Source organism: Micromonospora sp. NPDC005553, from assembly GCF_042871765.1.
GTDB lineage: Bacteria > Actinomycetota > Actinomycetes > Mycobacteriales > Micromonosporaceae > Micromonospora.
Genome location: NZ_JBIAJD010000002.1, coordinates 55959 through 72197 on the forward strand (window position 1 = coordinate 55959; position 16239 = coordinate 72197).

The 16239-nt window shown below is 71.0% G+C and carries 15 protein-coding genes; 11 read left to right on the forward strand and 4 right to left on the reverse strand.

Going from position 1 to position 16239, the window contains the following annotated elements; genetic code table 11:
- Positions 1-81: 81 nt before the first annotated feature.
- Positions 82-1833, forward strand: a complete 1752-nt coding sequence (locus ACFYPG_RS07515; protein ID WP_387350967.1) for an acetyl/propionyl/methylcrotonyl-CoA carboxylase subunit alpha — start codon at positions 82-84, stop codon at positions 1831-1833.
- Positions 1834-1849: 16 nt separating this feature from the next.
- Here ACFYPG_RS07515 and ACFYPG_RS07520 read toward each other — a convergent pair whose 3' ends face one another.
- Entirely contained in the window at positions 1850-2743 is an 894-nt protein-coding gene (locus tag ACFYPG_RS07520; protein ID WP_387350969.1) for a LysR family transcriptional regulator ArgP, read from the reverse strand.
- Positions 2744-2813: 70 nt separating this feature from the next.
- Between ACFYPG_RS07520 and ACFYPG_RS07525 the strand changes: the two genes are divergently transcribed.
- The 5 genes from ACFYPG_RS07525 to ACFYPG_RS07545 all read left to right on the forward strand — a co-directional run bounded on the left by ACFYPG_RS07525 (position 2814) and on the right by ACFYPG_RS07545 (position 9491).
- The gene (locus ACFYPG_RS07525; RefSeq protein ID WP_357221146.1) at positions 2814-3410 is read left to right on the forward strand and encodes a LysE/ArgO family amino acid transporter; all 597 of its coding nucleotides are present in this window, start codon (positions 2814-2816) and stop codon (positions 3408-3410) included.
- Between the two features lie 137 nt (positions 3411-3547).
- Positions 3548-4987, forward strand: coding sequence for a GuaB1 family IMP dehydrogenase-related protein (locus tag ACFYPG_RS07530; protein WP_387350971.1), 1440 nt, complete (start codon positions 3548-3550; stop codon positions 4985-4987).
- Between the two features lie 165 nt (positions 4988-5152).
- Complete coding sequence (locus tag ACFYPG_RS07535) at positions 5153-5635, forward strand: MarR family winged helix-turn-helix transcriptional regulator (RefSeq protein WP_387350973.1); 483 nt, start codon at positions 5153-5155, stop codon at positions 5633-5635.
- Positions 5629-7362 carry an ABC transporter ATP-binding protein gene (locus tag ACFYPG_RS07540; RefSeq protein ID WP_355009472.1) on the forward strand — a complete coding sequence of 578 codons (1734 nt, stop codon included), beginning with the start codon at positions 5629-5631 and terminating at the stop codon, positions 7360-7362. Before ACFYPG_RS07535 ends, ACFYPG_RS07540 begins: the two co-directional genes overlap by 7 nt.
- Positions 7359-9491, forward strand: a complete 2133-nt coding sequence (locus tag ACFYPG_RS07545) for an ABC transporter ATP-binding protein (protein ID WP_387350976.1) — start codon at positions 7359-7361, stop codon at positions 9489-9491. The genes ACFYPG_RS07540 and ACFYPG_RS07545 overlap by 4 nt, the downstream gene beginning before the upstream one ends.
- A gap of 39 nt (positions 9492-9530) precedes the next feature.
- Here the strand turns inward: ACFYPG_RS07545 and thrS are convergent, their stop codons facing one another.
- Positions 9531-10748, reverse strand: a complete 1218-nt coding sequence (thrS, locus tag ACFYPG_RS07550; protein WP_387350977.1) for a threonine--tRNA ligase — start codon at positions 10746-10748, stop codon at positions 9531-9533.
- A 508-nt stretch (positions 10749-11256) separates the two neighbouring features.
- Between thrS and ACFYPG_RS07555 the strand changes: the two genes are divergently transcribed.
- From ACFYPG_RS07555 to ACFYPG_RS07570, 4 genes are all read left to right on the forward strand, one after another.
- Positions 11257-11886, forward strand: a complete 630-nt coding sequence (locus ACFYPG_RS07555; RefSeq protein ID WP_112732530.1) for a DedA family protein — start codon at positions 11257-11259, stop codon at positions 11884-11886.
- Entirely contained in the window at positions 11808-12152 is a 345-nt protein-coding gene (locus tag ACFYPG_RS07560) for a type II toxin-antitoxin system RelE/ParE family toxin (protein ID WP_387350979.1), read from the forward strand. The genes ACFYPG_RS07555 and ACFYPG_RS07560 overlap by 79 nt, the downstream gene beginning before the upstream one ends.
- On the forward strand, positions 12149-12481 hold the full coding sequence (locus ACFYPG_RS07565; protein WP_355009474.1) for a helix-turn-helix transcriptional regulator: 333 nt from the start codon (positions 12149-12151) through the stop codon (positions 12479-12481). Before ACFYPG_RS07560 ends, ACFYPG_RS07565 begins: the two co-directional genes overlap by 4 nt.
- A gap of 152 nt (positions 12482-12633) precedes the next feature.
- Positions 12634-13254, forward strand: a complete 621-nt coding sequence (locus ACFYPG_RS07570; protein WP_355009475.1) for a DUF998 domain-containing protein — start codon at positions 12634-12636, stop codon at positions 13252-13254.
- Here ACFYPG_RS07570 and ACFYPG_RS07575 read toward each other — a convergent pair.
- Positions 13232-14635 carry an NAD(P)H-quinone dehydrogenase gene (locus ACFYPG_RS07575; RefSeq protein WP_355009476.1) on the reverse strand — a complete coding sequence of 468 codons (1404 nt, stop codon included), beginning with the start codon at positions 14633-14635 and terminating at the stop codon, positions 13232-13234. The genes ACFYPG_RS07570 and ACFYPG_RS07575 overlap by 23 nt on opposite strands.
- Positions 14636-14741: 106 nt before the next feature.
- On the opposite strand from ACFYPG_RS07575, the gene ACFYPG_RS07580 reads away from it, so the two are divergent.
- Entirely contained in the window at positions 14742-15197 is a 456-nt protein-coding gene (locus ACFYPG_RS07580) for a gamma-glutamylcyclotransferase (RefSeq protein WP_355009477.1), read from the forward strand.
- Between the two features lie 75 nt (positions 15198-15272).
- Here ACFYPG_RS07580 and ACFYPG_RS07585 read toward each other — a convergent pair whose 3' ends face one another.
- A complete protein-coding gene (locus ACFYPG_RS07585; RefSeq protein WP_387350982.1) occupies positions 15273-16232 on the reverse strand; it encodes a GNAT family N-acetyltransferase in 960 nt (319 codons plus the stop codon).
- Positions 16233-16239 lie beyond the last annotated feature (7 nt).

A 16239-nucleotide genomic window follows, 5' to 3' on the forward strand; every position in this document is an offset into this window, starting at 1 on the left:
CCCACACTGAGCGATCGTTAGGGTCGCCGTGGGCGGCCGATACACTCCCCGTCAGTAACCTGCCCGGGAGGAGCCACGAAGGTGCGCAAGGTACTCATCGCCAACCGCGGCGAGATCGCCGTCCGGGTGATCCGCGCGTGCCGCGACGCCGGCCTGGGCAGCGTTGCCGTGTACGCGGACTCCGACCGCGACGCCCTGCACGCCACCCTCGCGGACGAGGCGTACGCGCTGGACGGGGACAGCGCGACCGAGACCTACCTGCGCATCGACAAGCTCCTCGACGTCGCCGCTCGGGCCGGCGCCGACGCCGTACACCCGGGTTATGGCTTCCTCAGCGAGAACGCCGACTTCGCCCAGGCCGTCACCGACGCCGGGCTGACCTGGATCGGCCCCACCCCGCAGGCGATCCGTGACCTGGGCGACAAGGTCACCGCCCGGCACATCGCCCAGCGGGCCGGCGCACCGCTGGTTCCCGGCACCCCGGACCCGGTGGCCAGCCCGGACGAGGTGATGGCCTTCGCCGTCGACCACGGCCTGCCGGTCGCCATCAAGGCCGCCTTCGGTGGTGGCGGGCGCGGCCTCAAGGTCGCCCGCACGATGGAGGAGATCCCGCAACTGTTCGAGTCGGCCACCCGGGAGGCGGTCGCGGCGTTCGGTCGGGGCGAGTGCTTCGTCGAGCGGTACCTCGACCAGCCCCGGCACGTCGAGGCGCAGGTCCTCGCCGACCAGCACGGCAACGTGATCGTGGTGGGCACCCGGGACTGCTCGTTGCAGCGGCGTCACCAGAAGCTCGTCGAGGAGGCGCCCGCGCCGTTTCTCACCGACGCCCAGCGCGCGCAGATCCACGAGAGCGCCAAGGCGATCTGCCGCGAGGCCGGCTACCACGGCGCCGGCACAGTGGAATACCTGGTCGGCGTGGACGGCACCATCTCCTTCCTGGAGGTCAACACCCGACTCCAGGTCGAGCACCCGGTCACCGAGGAGACCGCCGGCATCGACCTGGTCCGCGAACAGTTCCGGATCGCCGACGGCGAGAAGCTGCGGATCACGGAGGACCCGACGCCGCGCGGGCACGCGATCGAGTTCCGGATCAACGGCGAGGACCCGGGCCGCAACTTCCTGCCCGCCCCCGGCACTGTCACCGCGCTGCGCCTGCCCAGCGGGCCAGGTGTGCGGGTCGACACCGGCATCTCGGCCGGCGACGTGATCGGCGGCAACTTCGACTCACTGCTCGCCAAGGTGATCATCGTCGGTGAGACGCGGACCGAGGCGCTGGAGCGCGCCCGCCGCGCGCTGGACGAGATGGTCCTCGACGGAATGGCCACCGCGCTGCCGTTCCACCGGCTCGTCGTGCGGGACGAGGCGTTCACCGCCGAGCCCTTCACAGTGCACACCCGGTGGATCGAGACCCAGTTCCACAACACGGTGCCGCCGTTCACCGCCGCCGCCGGCACCGCCGAGGCGCCGGCCGAGCGCGACACCGTCGTGGTCGAGGTGGGCGGCAAGCGCATCGAGGTCAGCCTCCCCGCCGGCTTCGGCGGGAGTACGACCACCGCGGCACCCGCAGCTCGCAAGCCGACCCGGCGCGGTGGCGGCGCCAAGGCCGGTGCCCCGGTCGGCGGCGACTCGCTCACCTCGCCGATGCAGGGCACCATCGTCAAGATCGCGGTGGCGGACGGCGACACGGTGGCCGAGGGTGACCTGGTCGTGGTGCTGGAGGCGATGAAGATGGAGCAGCCGCTGCACGCGCACAAGGCGGGTACGGTCAGCGGCCTCAGCGCCGAGGTCGGCGCCGTGATCACCGCCGGTGCCCCCATCTGCACCATCGCCTGAGCCGTCCGGCGGACGATCAGCGCAGGGTTTCGGCGGCGACCTCGCGGACGGCGACGGTCAGGGCGTTCAGCACGTCCGATTCCAGCCGCCAGTGCTGCCAGTACAGCGGAACGTCGAGGTGTCGGCCCGGCGCGAGGTCGACACAGCGACCTGCGGTCAGGTCGGCCTGGGCGATCTGTTCCGGCACCAGACCCCAACCCAGCCCGAGCCGGATCGCCTCGCTGAACGCCGGCACCGACGGTACGTAGTTCACCGGCGGGTCGAGCGGTCGACCGACCACCGCCCGGATGAACCGATGTTGCACCCGGTCCTTCCGGTCGAAGACCAGCAACGGGGTGCTCGCCAGCGCGGCGGCGGTGAATCCTCCGGGAAAGTGGGACGCCGCGAATTCCGCTGTGGCCAACGCGCGGTAGCGCACGGCCCCGAGTCGCAGCACCCGGCAGCCCTGCACGGCCTCCCGCTGGGCGGTGACCGCCGCCGTCACCGAACCGTCGCGCAGCAGCTCGGCGGTGTGGTCCTGATCGTCCTGCCGCAGGTCGAATGAGAGCCCGGCCCGCTGCGGCAACCGGGCCAGCGCGGCGGGGAACCAGGTGGCCAGCGAGTCAGCGTTGACCACCACGGCGACCCGGATCCGGCCACCGCCGGCCAGCGGGCCGCGGGCATCGCCGAGGGCCTCCCGTTCGAGCAGCGCGAGCTGACCGGCCAGGCGCAGCAGCGGGCGGCCGGCGTCGGTTGCCACGCACGGACGGGCACGGCGGACCAGCACCTGGCCGACGGTCTCCTCCAGCGCCTTGATCCGTTGGCTCACCGCTGACGGCGTGACGTGCAGCAGCCGGGCCGCCGCGTCGAAGCTGCCCTCCGCCACCACGGCCGCGAGTGTCCGAAGCTGCGCCGAGTCGAGACCGTCCATCAGCTCAGCTTAAGTTGCGTGAAAATCTTTAGTTGGACTGGTGACCGTCGACGGTCCTAGCGTCGACTCCGTGCTCACCTCCGCCGTCGCCGGCTTCTCGGTCTCCATCGCGCTCATCGTCGCCATCGGCGCCCAGAACGCCTTCGTCCTGCGTCAGGGCCTGCGACGCGAGCACGTCGTACCCGTGGTGCTGACCTGCGCCGCTTCGGACGCGCTGCTGATCATGGCGGGAGTGGCCGGGGTCGGTTCGCTGGTGACCGGCCGACCGGGCCTGCTGACGGCGATCCGCTGGGGCGGAGCCGCCTTCCTGCTCTGCTACGCGGGGCTCGCCGCCCGCCGCGCCCTGCGTCCCGGCGCCCTGCTGCCCACCGAGCGGCCGCCGGCCACGTTGGGGGCGACCCTGCTCGCCTGCGCCGCCTTCACCTACCTGAACCCGCACGTCTACCTGGACACCGTGCTGCTCCTCGGCAGCGTGGCCCAGCAACACCCGCACCGGTGGGTCTTCGGCGCCGGCGCCGTTCTGGCCAGTGTGGCCTGGTTCACCGCGCTCGGCGTCGGTGCACAGCGCCTCGCGCCGCTGCTCGCCCGCGCCGCCGCCTGGCGGGTGCTGGACGCGGTCATCGCCGTCGTGATGGCCGGGCTCGCCGTGGCACTCCTACTGGGCTGACCGGTTCGTACCCGGACTCGCCGTGGCATCTCCTGCGGCGAGCACCGCCGCGCCACCGGGACCAGGACCGACGACGATGCGAGTGTTTTCCGCGACCACCGGCGGTGGAACCGGCCGCGAGCGGGAATGATTGCCGGGTGCGGTTCCTTCACGGCGCGGCTCCCGCGCACGACCTGACCTATACCGACGTCTTCATGGCGCCGGCCCGCTCCGACCTGGGCTCCCGACTCGACGTCGACCTCTCCACCGGCGACGGCACCGGCACCACGATTCCGTTGGTGGTGTCGAACATGACCGCGGTCGCCGGACGGCGGATGGCCGAGACGGTCGCCCGCCGGGGTGCCATCACGGTGATCCCGCAGGACATTCCGATCGAGGTGGTGGCCAACGTCGTCGCCTGGGTCAAGCAGCGCCACCTGGTCTACGACACCCCCATCACGCTGGGCCCGACAGAGACCGTGGGCGATGCCATCCACCTGCTGCCCAAGCGCTCGCACGGTGCGGTGATCGTCGTCGACGACGACGGCCGGCCGATGGGTGTGGTCACCGAGGCGGACACCACTGGCGTGGACCGCTTCGCGCAACTGCGTCACGTGATGTCCACCGAGCTGCACACCGTTCCGGCGGACGCGGATCCTCGTACCGGTTTCGATCTGCTCTCGGCGGGCCGTCGTCGACTCGCCCCGGTGGTGGACGCCGAGGGTCGGCTGGTCGGGGTGCTGACCCGACAGGGCGCGTTGCGCGCCACCCTCTACACACCGGCGGTGGACGACCGGGGGCGGCTGCGGATCGCGGCGGCCGTCGGGATCAACGGGGACGTGACCGGCAAGGCGGCGGCGCTGCTGGAGGCCGGGGTGGACACGTTGGTAGTGGACACCGCGCACGGCCATCAGGCACGGATGATCTCCGCACTTCAGGCGGTCCGGAAGCTGGACCCGGGGGTGCCGGTGGCGGCCGGCAACGTGGTCACCGCCGAGGGCGTACGCGACCTGGTGGAGGCGGGGGCGGACATCATCAAGGTCGGCGTCGGCCCGGGGGCGATGTGCACCACCCGGATGATGACCGGCGTGGGTCGACCGCAGTTCTCCGCCGTGCTCGACTGCGCTGCCGCCGCCCGCCAACTGGGCCGGCACGTGTGGGCCGACGGCGGGGTGCGGCACCCCCGGGACGTGGCGCTCGCGCTCGCCGCCGGCGCGTCGAACGTGATGATCGGTTCCTGGTTCGCCGGCACCTACGAGTCCCCCGGTGACCTCTACACCGACGCGGACGGCCGGCGGTACAAGGAGAGCTTCGGAATGGCCTCGGCTCGGGCGGTCAGCGCCCGAACTGCCGACGACAGCCCGTACGACCGGGCCCGCAAGGCAGTGTTCGAGGAGGGCATCTCCTCGGCCCGGATGCACCTGGACCCGGCCCGTCCCGGTGTCGAGGACCTGATCGACGAGATCATCGCGGGGGTACGCAGCGCCTTCACCTACGCCGGAGCACGGAACCTGACCCAGTTCCACGAGCGGGCGATCGTCGGCGTGCAGAGCGCCGCCGGCTTCACCGAAGGAATGCCCCTCCCCACGAGTTGGTAAGGGCCCCCTTCACCGCGTCGATCATGGAGTTGTGGTGCCCCGCAAAAGGGGCAGCGATGGGTGAATTGCCCACCATAACTCCATGATCGACGCGTGTTCGGTATGTGGCCACCGCTACGGCAATTTCGTTTGGCCCCTGACTATCAGGGGGCTAACCTGCTTCTCGTGGAACTCGTGACCCTCCAGGACGTGCCGCTCGGCCGACTGCTGGTGGTGGCCGGGCACCTGGTCGGGCAGCGGTGGAACCGCTACCTCGCCGAGGAGCACGGCCTCACCCAGGCCGGCATGATCACCCTGATGACGCTCGCCCGGCACGGCGAGTTGCCGCACCGAGCGGTCGCCGAGAAGGGGTTCGTCCGCCCGGCGACCCTGACCGGCATCGTCGACACGCTTGAGCGCGACGGCCTGGTCGAGCGGCAGCGCGACGACAACGACCGACGCAGCATCCGACTCGCCATCACCCCCGCCGGGCGGGAACGGGTGGCAGCGCTCGACGCGCTCATGCACTCCGGACGGCCCCTCACCTCGGTCGACGCCGACCCGGCGAAGGCCCAGGTGATCCGGGAGTTCCTGCTTGAGGTCATCGGCAGCGGAGACGACCCGCGGATGACCGGACGCCCTAGCGAAACGAAGGACCCGGCGTGCTGATCCGACTCCTGCGCGGCCAACTGCGCACCTATCAGAGACCGTTGCTGGCGGTCGTGCTGCTCCAGTTCGTGGGCACCATGGCCTCGCTCTACCTGCCCAGCCTCAACGCGGACATCATCGACCAGGGTGTGGCCCGGGGCGACACCGACTACATCGTGCGCACCGGTGGCTGGATGCTGCTGGTCAGCCTGATCCAGATCGTCTGCTCCATCGCGGCTGTCTACCTGGGTGCCCGGGTCGCGATGGGCTTCGGCCGTGACGTACGCGCCGAACTGTTCGGGCACGTCAACCGCTTCTCCGCCCGCGAGGTGGCCCGGTTCGGGGCACCGTCGCTGATCACCCGCAACACCAACGACGTGCAGCAGGTGCAGATGCTCGTGCTGATGAGCTGCACGATGCTCGTCGCCGCACCGATCATGAGCGTCGGCGGCGTGTTCATGGCGTTGCGTGAGGACGTCGGGCTCTCCTGGCTGATGCTGGTCAGCGTCCCGGTGCTGGCCATCACCCTCGGCGCGATCATCCGTCGGATGGTGCCGGGCTTCCGGCTGATGCAGACCCGCATCGACACTGTCAACCGGGTGCTGCGGGAGCAGATCACCGGCATCCGGGTGGTCCGCGCGTTCGTCCGGGAGCCGTACGAGACGGACCGCTTCGCCGTCGCCAACGCCGACCTGACCGCGACCGCGCTGCGTACCGGCCGGTTGCTGGCGTTGATCTTCCCGGTGGTCATGCTGGTGCTGAACGTCTCCAGCGTGGCCGTGCTCTGGTTCGGCGCGCAGCGGGTGGACGCCGGCGCGATCCAGATCGGCGCGCTCACCGCGTTCCTCCAGTACCTGATGCAGATCCTGATGGCGGTCATGATGGCCACCTTCATGCTGATGATGGTGCCGAGGGCAGCGGTCTGCGCCGAGCGGATCGTCGAGGTGCTGGACACCGACTCCTCGGTGGTCCCGGCCACCGTGCCGGTCACCGAGCTGCCCAGCCGAGCCGAGTTGGAGTTGCGCGGGGTGCGCTTCCAGTACCCGGGCGCGGTGGAGCCGGTGCTGCGCGACATCTCCTTCCGGGCGACGCCGGGCACCACCACGGCGATCATCGGCAGCACCGGCGCGGGCAAGACGACGCTGCTGTCCCTGATCCCCCGCCTGGTCGACGTCACCGACGGCGCGGTGCTGGTCGACGGGGTGGACGTGCGGGAGTTGGCGCCGGACGAGCTGTGGCGACGCATCGGCCTGGTGCCGCAGCGGCCGTACCTGTTCACCGGAACGGTCGCCAGCAACCTGCGCTACGGCAACCCGGACGCCACGGACGAGGAGCTGTGGTCGGCGCTGGAGATCGCCCAGGCCCGCGACTTCGTGGCCCAGATGCCCGGCGGGTTGGACGCCCCGATCGCGCAGGGCGGCACCACCGTCTCCGGTGGGCAGCGGCAGCGCCTGGCCATCGCCCGGGCCCTGGTCCGGCAACCGGAGATCTACCTCTTCGACGACTCGTTCTCCGCGCTCGACCTGGGCACCGACGCGCGGCTGCGAGCGGCCCTGCGGCCGGTCACCGCGCAGGCGGCGGTGGTGATCGTCGCCCAGCGGGTCTCCACGATCATCGACGCCGATCAGATCATCGTCCTGGAAAACGGAGGGGTCGTCGGAGTGGGACGACATGCGGAGTTGTTGGACACCTGCCCGACGTACGCCGAGATCGTGGCCTCGCAGCAGACCACGGAGGTGGCGGCATGAGCGAGCGTGACGAGTCGCGCGCCGCGGCCGTACCCAGTCAGAAGCCGGCCGGCGACGGACGGACGCCGGATGAGACCGCGCGACAACCCGGCGAGGAGACCGCGCCCGGGACCGGCGGGGAGACCGCGCCGGGGACCGGCGGGGAGACCGCGCCGACGCCGAAGCGGCTGCCACCCGGCCGTCAGGGCGGCGGTCCGGGATGGATGAGCGCCGGAATGCCCGCCGAGAAGTCGATGAACTTCGGCCCGTCGGCCCGGCGGTTGCTCGGCCGGCTGCGCTCGCACCGGCTGCACCTGGCCGCGATCATCACGTTGGCCCTGGTGAGCGTCGGGTTCAGCGTGGCCGGACCGAAGATCCTCGGCCACGCCACCGACCTGATCTTCACTGGGGTGATCGGCCGGCAACTGCCCGCCGGCACCACCGCCGAGCAGGCCGTCGCGGCGGCCCGGGCCAGCGGCAACAACAGCTTCGCCGACATGCTGGCCAGGATGGACGTGGTGCCCGGGGTGGGCATCGACTTCCACGCGCTGAGTCGGGTGCTGCTGCTGGCGCTCGGGCTGTACCTGGCGGCGAGCCTGCTGTCCTGGTGGCAGGGTTGGCTGCTCAACGGGGTGGTCCAGCGCACGGTGCTGCGGCTGCGCGCCGAGGTGGAAGAGAAGCTCAACCGGCTGCCGCTGCCCTACTTCGACAGGCAGCCGCGCGGTGAGCTGCTCAGCCGGGTCACGAACGACATCGACAACATCTCCACCAGCCTCCAGCAGACCCTCAGCCAGCTGCTCACCTCGCTGCTGACCGTCGTCGGCGTGCTGGCCGTGATGTTCTGGATCTCGCCGGTGCTGGCCCTGGTGGCCCTGGTCGCGGTGCCGTTGTCGGTGCTGGTGACCCAGCGCATCGCCAAGCGCTCGCAGAAGCAGTTCATCGCCCAGTGGACGCACACCGGCGAGTTGAACGGCCAGATCGAGGAGGCGTACACCGGCCACGAGCTGGTGAAGGTCTTCGGCCGGCAGCGTGAGGTCGAGGCCGCGTTCCACGCGAAGAACGAGGAGTTGTTCCGGGCCAGCTTCGGGGCGCAGTTCATCTCCGGGATCATCATGCCGTCGATGATGTTCATCGGAAACCTGAGCTACGTGGCGATCGCCGTGGTCGGTGGGCTGCGGGTCGCCTCCGGCACGATGAGCCTCGGCGACGTGCAGGCGTTCATCCAGTACTCCCGCCAGTTCACCCAGCCGCTCACCCAGCTCGCCTCGATGGCCAACCTGCTCCAGTCCGGGGTGGCGTCGGCCGAGCGGGTCTTCGCGGTGCTCGACGCGGACGAGCAGACCCCCGACCCGGTCGCGCCGGCCCGGGTCACCGACCCGCACGGTCGGGTCGAGTTCGAGCACGTCTCGTTCCGCTACGAGCCGGACAAGCCGCTGATCGACGACCTTTCGCTGGTCGCCGAGCCCGGACACACAGTGGCCATCGTCGGCCCGACCGGCGCCGGCAAGACCACCCTGGTCAACCTGGTGATGCGGTTCTACGAGCTGGACGCGGGCCGGATCACGCTCGACGGGGTGGACATCACCACGATGCGCCGCGACGACCTGCGCGGCCGGATCGGCATGGTGCTCCAGGACACCTGGCTGTTCGGCGGCACCATCCGGGACAACATCGCCTACGGGCGACCGGACGCCACCGAGGAGGAGATCCTCGCCGCCGCCCGGGCCACCTTCGTGGACCGGTTCGTGCGCAGCCTGCCCGACGGTTACGACACCGTCATCGACGAGGAGGGCAGCAACGTCAGCGCCGGCGAGAAGCAGCTCATCACCATCGCGCGGGCGTTCCTCGCCGAGCCGTCGCTGCTGATCCTCGACGAGGCCACCAGCTCGGTGGACACCCGTACCGAGGTGCTGCTGCAACGGGCGATGGCCGCGCTGCGCTCGGACCGGACCAGCTTCGTCATCGCGCACCGGCTGTCCACCATCCGCGACGCCGACCTGATCCTGATGATGGAGGACGGCCGGATCGTCGAGCAGGGCACTCACGAGCAGTTGCTCGCCGCCCAGGGCGCGTACCACCGGCTCTACCGCTCCCAGTTCACCGGCGCTGTGGTCGACGAGGAACCGGCCGCCCAACCGGCATCGGTCTGAGGTCGGGCGGCCGTGCGCGCGAGACGATCGGTGGGCGTGTCAGTCCGACGGCAGCAGGTCGGTCGCGCGGGCGTCGACCTGCCCGCCGATCAGGGCGAGAGCCGCGTCGGCGGGCATCGGAGCCAGGGCGCGGCCGCCGCGCAGGCGCAGCGCGAGGTGCCCGTCGGCCACCTCCCGGGCCCCCAGCACTCCGAGGTACGGGACGCGGCGGCGGACCGCGTCCCGTACCCGGGCGCCCAGCGAGCCGGCGACGTCGACCTCGACCCGCAGGCCGGCGTCGCGAGCCCGTCGGGCCAGGTCGGCCGCCGCGTCGGCCTGGCCGTCGTCGACGGGCAGCAGCACCAACTGAACGGGCGCGTACCAGGCGGGAAAGGCCCCCTCGTGCACCTCGATGAGGTACGCGAACAGCCGCTCCATGCTGCCGACCAGGCTGCGGTGCACCATCACCGGGCGACGCCGGCTGCCGTCCGAGTCGGTGTACGACAGGTCGAACCGTTCCGGCTTGTCGAAGTCCAGTTGAACGGTGGAGATGGTCGACTCCCGGCCGGCGGCGTCGACGATCTGGATGTCGATCTTCGGACCGTAGAAGGCAGCCTCCCCCGGTGCCTCGACGTACTCCATCCCGGCCAGCGCCTCCCGAAGCAACTCCTCGGCGCGGGCCCACTGGGCGTCGTCGCCGACGTACTTCTCGCCCGGCCCGCGCAGCGACAGCCGGAACCCGGCCGGCCGGACACCGAGCGCGGCGTGCGCGGCACGGATCAGCCCGAGGATCTCGACGACCTCCGCGCCGACCTGCTCGGGGGCGCAGAAGGTGTGCGCGTCGTTGAGCGAGATGGCGCGTACCCGGGACAGCCCGCCGAGCACACCGGAGCGCTCCGAGCGGTACATCCCGCCCAGCTCCGCGATCCGCAACGGCAACTCCCGGTAGGAACGGCCCCGCGCCCGGAAGACCAGCGCGTGGTGCGGGCAGAGCGCCGGCCGGAGCACGAACTCGTCGTCGGCGCTCAGCCGCATCGGCGGGAACATGTCGTCGGCGAAGTAGCCGAGATGACCGGAGAGTTCGAAGAGTTCCCGCTTGCCCAGCGGCGGCGAGTAGACGTGCTGGTGGCCGGAGCGGCGCTCCAACTCCCGGACGTACTCCTCGACGGCATGCCGGGCGGCGGCACCGGCCGGCAGCCAGATCGGCAGGCCGGCGCCGGCCAGCGGGTCGGAGACGAAGAGGTCCAGCTCACGGCCGAGCCTACGGTGGTCGATCATGTCGAGCTCCTGGATCGGGTACGACCCGGAGGCGACCTGAGCTCCGTTCGGCGCGCTGGCCTCGGGGCGGATCGCCCCGGGGCCTGGTCGACTGTGGTTACGTCAGAGCGGCGCGCCGGGGACACCCGGCGTCGTGGTCATCACTACCGCGCTGCGCATGTGGCGACCGTACCCGCGCGACCATCGGGAATGCACCCGGATTTCGCGGCGGAGGGGTGGGCCGCCGGCGCGGGACCCGCCGGCGGCCCTGGCGGCCGAATCGTCAGGAACGGGGGACCCGACGGGCGTGGCCGCGCCGACAACGGTACGCCGACGAACGGCGTTCTGCCGCCCGCCTCGAACGGGTGGAACCGCCTCCGAAACCGTCACCCGGCACCGATCGGGCTCGTTGTGGCTGGGTGGCCCAGTCGTGTCGACGGTCACGACGGGCCGGGGCCGTCCACCGTGACGCCGGACACGACGTCAGGCTCAAGACACCCAATCGGCCGCATTCGGCGAGGTGGCAGGCGTGCCCGAACTTCTGACTGACGTAGCGTCGCCGACGTGGGCGTACCTGGTGCTGCTCGCGCTGCTGATCGCGGACGCCTTCGTGCCGGTGATCCCCACCCAGATCGTCATGATCACCAGTGGTGCGCTCACCGTCTACGGCGGGCTCAGCCTGCCGGTCACCATCGCCGTCGGCGCGCTCGGCGTATTCGCCGGCGACCTGGCCTGCTACCTGCTGGGGCGCAGCGCACCGGATCGGCGGCCACCCCGGCACGCCGAGCTGAGCCGCGCCCGCCGGGTGGCCAGCCGAGTCACCCAGGGGCTGCGACAACCTGGGCCGCTGGTCATCCTGCTCTGCCGGTTCGTGCCCGGCGGGCGGATGGCGGCCTGCTTCTCGGCCGGGCGCAGCCGCTACCCGTACCGCCTGTTCGTGCTCTACGAGGCCGTCGCCGCGCTGGGCTGGGCCACCTACGGCGCGCTGGTCGGGCACCTGGGCGGCACCGCCCTGACCGAGTCGGCCTGGCGGCTGGCCATCATCGCCACCGCCGCGGCCGCCGGCTTCGCCGCCGCCGGTTGGGCGATGACAGTGGTCAGCGCCCGTCACGCCCGCGCCGCCGCCGCAGTCGCCGCCGTCGACGTCCCCATCGACTGAGTGTCGTTGGATCTGCGGCGCTCGGGCGTCCCCTGGTTGACCGCCTCAAAGGCAGCATCTTCCACCATATGAAGGAGCTGCGACCTGGGTCGACTGGCTCCACGGAGGTCCGCATGATCTTCGCTTTTGATCCCGTTCGAGAAGCTGTTTTTCTGGTCGCTGGCGACAAGTCGGGCCAGTGGCAGACTTGGTACAAGACGGCGGTCCCGTTGGCGGACGACCGGTTTCAGGAGCACCTCTCCAGGCTGAGGGAAACACAGAGATGACCGATGGAGCTGACTGGCAGGAAGTCAAGGCGAAGGCCCGCGCGCTCGATCCATCCTGGGCAGATCCGGACAGGACCTCCCGGCGCGCTCAGCACCGTGAGCAGATGCTGGCAGCGGTCAGTGGGGCGCAGCTGGCAGAGATCCGCAAGCACCTGGGTATGACTCAGGTGCAGTTGGCCGAGGCGGCAGGGCTGACGCAGGCGAGGATCAGCCAGATCGAGAATGGCGAGCACACCAGCCTGGGATCACTCCGCGCCTACGTCACCGGCCTGGGTGGTCATCTCGACGTCGTCGCCCGCATTGGGAACATCCAGCTGAACGTCGCCTGACCTGGCGAGGGTCGTCGCGACCATCGGAAGTTCACGGATGCGCAGAAGCACGTGACAGCCAAATGCCGGAAGGCCTCTAGGGGTGGTCCCGGGGGTCGATTTCGGTGGCTGTCCCGGATTCGGGTGGGGTGTCCGCGGCGACAGGCTGAGGTATGCCTGTTACCCGGAGTACCGGCCTGCTGGCCCTGGGCGGGATCGCCCTGGCGGCGCTGCTCACAGTGATCGGCCACCTCGAAGTCAACGACGACCTCAACCCGTGGGCGTTGACCATCAGCGACTTCGCGGTCTCCGACCGCGGCGGCGTCATCGACATCGCCATGGTGGTGCTCGCGCTCGCCACCGTGGCGTTGCTCTACGGACTGCGCCGCGCCAGCCCACCCCGACCGCACTCCGGTCGAACGGCAGAGCTGCTGCTCGGCGCGTGGGTGGGTGGGCTGCTGCTGGCCGCCGTGGTGCCGACGAACGAGCCGGGCACCGCCATGACCACCGCCGCCTACCTGCACCGGTACGCGTCGGTGATCGCCTTCCTGGCGCTGCCGGTGGCCGGTTGGTTGCTCGCCCGCCGACCCGACCTGACGCCCGCCGCCCGGACGCTACGCGCCCTGGTCCTGTTGAGCCTGGCCCTGGCGGCGGCGATGATCTGGTCCGCCTACCCCGGCGACCGGATGCTCATCGGCCTGGCCGAACGCCTCCTGATCCTCGCCGAGGTGGCGGTCCTGGTGACGGTGGCGATGAGCCTGACCCGGCGGGTCACTCCAGCTCGTGCAGCATGAGCTGACGGGCCGCCTCGGTGATGGAGCCGGACAGGCTCGGGTAGATGGTGATGGTCTGGGCCAGCTCGTTGACAGTGAGGTTGTTCTCCACCGCCATCGTGATGGGCAGGATCAGCTCGCTGGCCTTCGGAGCGACCACCACACCGCCGATCACCTGACCGCTGGCGGGACGGCAGAACAGCTTCACGAAACCGTCGGAGAGGTCGTCCATCTTGGCCCGGGCGTTGCCGGACAACGGCAGCATCACCTGCCGGGCCGGCACCTTGCCCGCGTCGACCTCGTCCTGCGAGACACCCACGGTGGCCAGCTCGGGGTCGGTGAAGACGTTCGCCGCGACGGTACGCAGCCGCAGCGGGCGGACCGCCTCACCGAGCGCGTGCCACATGGCGATCCGGCCCTGCATGGCGGCGACACTGGCCAGCAGCAGCACGCCCGTGCAGTCGCCGGCGGCGTAGATGCCGGGCACGTTGGTCCGGGAAGCCCGGTCGACGGTCAGGTAACCGCCCCGGCCCAGCTCCACCCCGTACTCGGTCAGACCCAGGTTGGCGGTGTTCGGGATCGAACCGACGGTGATCAGCGCGTGTGAGCCGGTCACCTTGCGGCCGTCGGAGAGCTCCACCTCGACGCCGTCGGCGGTACGCCGGACCGCGTCGGCCCGGGAGTTGTTGAGGATCTCCATGCCCCGGTTGCGGAACACCCGCTCGATGGCGGAGGCGGCGTCGGCGTCCTCGTGCGGCATCACCCGGTCCCGGCTGGAGACCAGGGTCACCTCGACCCCCATCGCCAGGTACGCGCTGGCGAACTCGGCGCCGGTCACGCCGGACCCGACCACGATCAGGTGCTCGGGCAGCTCCGGCAGGTCGTACACCTGTCGCCAGGTCAGGATGCGCTCACCGTCCGGTACGGCGGTGGGCAGCTGACGGGGCGTCGAGCCGGTGGCCACCAGCACGGTGGACGCGTCGATCGAGTATTCCTCCGCGCCGTCGGCGGGGGTGACGACGACCCGGTGGGTGTGCCCGAGGGAGTCCTCGCCGAGCCGGGCGGTGCCGGCCACGAAGGTGACTCCCGCCTTCAGCAGCTTGGCGTGGATGTCCGCAGACTGCGCCAGGGCCAGCCGCTTGACCCGCCCGTGCACCGCACGCGCGTCGACGGTGACCGCCTCCAGGCCGTCCGAGTGCACCCCGAACTCCTCGGTGTCGCGGTAGCCGGTGACCACCTGCGAGCTGGCGATGAAGGTCTTCGACGGTACGCAGTCGGAGAGCACGCAGGCACCGCCCGCACCGTCGGCCTCCACCACTGTGACATCGGCGTCCAGCTGGGCGGCGACCAGTGCCGCCTCGTACCCGGCCGGCCCCCCGCCGATGATCACGATCCGGCTCACAGCGTTCGCCCTTCGTTGATGCTCACAGTGACTTTCTTCTCCCGAGCGCATTCGACACGCACTGTCGTATTCTCCCCCACCCGTCGGCCGGGCTATCGTCATCGCCGTGCGTCATCACGCCGCCTACGGCTCAAATCTCGATCCCGCCCGGATGCGCGCCTACTGTCCGCATTCGCCGATGGTCGGCACCGGCTGGCTGGAGGGCTGGCGGCTGACCTTCGCCGGGGCGGACATGATCGGCTGGGAGGGCGCGGTGAGCACCCTCGTCGAGTCTCCCGGTGACCGGGTGTTCGTGGCGCTCTACGACATCCACCCCTACGACGCGGGCCAACTCGACGAACTCGAGGGGGTGACCGCCGGCACGTACCGCAAGCTGCACGTCCGGGTCTCCACCCTCGACGGCGACGTGACCGCCTGGATCTACGTCTTCAACGGGTACGAGGGTGGCCTGCCGACCTCCTGGTACCTGTCCGAGATCGCGAACGCCGCCGAGAAGGCGGGCGCCCCGGACGACTACGTCACCGAACTGCGGGCCCGCCCCACCGGCACCGCCTCGGCGTAGCAGCGCGTATCGCACGCCCCCAGTGTGCTACCGCTGTCGAGCGAGGCGCCGGTCGGGCCGGACCGGGGTCGTCAATCACACACCGGCCGCCGGCACGGAAAGTTCGTACATGTCGGTCCACTGGGTCTCCCGCAGGCCCACCGAGCGGTACAGCGACAGCGGGGCGGTCGGGTTGGTGAGGTCGACGCCCAGGCCGACCGCGCGCCGCCCCTTCTCGGCGTAGCGGGCGAAGGCGCGGCGCAGCAACGCCGCACCCACACCCCGGCGACGGTACGCGGACCGCACCGACAGGCTCTTCACCCAACCCGACTGCTGGTCGAGCGCCTGGTCCGAGGACTGCAACGCGCCGACCGGCACCCCGTCCACCTCGGCGACGAACCACTCGTCCCAGGCGGTCAGGTCGCCGATCCGGGCCCGCCACCGCTCGTACGACAGCGGCTCGTGGTCCGGGGTGTCGCCGAAGGCGTCCTCGTAGATCCGGTGGAACTCCACCAGATCGGTCTCGTCGTCCGGGCGGACCGGCCGCACCGTCACCGCCGACGGCCCGGCCGGCTCGTCGGGCAGGTCGTCCAGCGGCCGGCTCATCCGGACGTACCGCTTGACGAGGGCGAACCCGAGCCCGCGCAGGGCGTGTTCCCAGTCACGTTCCGGCGCGAAGACCGCGCAGCGGACGGTGAGTGACGGCAGCCCCCGCTCGGCAGCGCGCTCGGCGACGCGGTCCAGTTGGCGCAGCAGCAACGGCGCGCGGACGGCGGCGGCCCGTACCGGATCGACGTAGACCTCCACGAACTCCCGGCCCACCCCGGTCGGGTTGTCCACCGTCGCCCAGCCGACAACTGTGTCGTCGGGGTCGATGGCCAGCCAGGAGTCCCGGGTCGGGTCGAAGTGGGGGGCGGTCAGTGACGCCGCGACGTCCTCGGCGTCGAAGTCGGGATGACCGATGGCGAAGGTGTCGGCGGCGTGCACCACCGCGAGGATCTCCGGCACGTCGTCGAGGGTGGGTCGGCGCGTCGTCCAACCAGCGGGAAGGGTCACGGCAGGA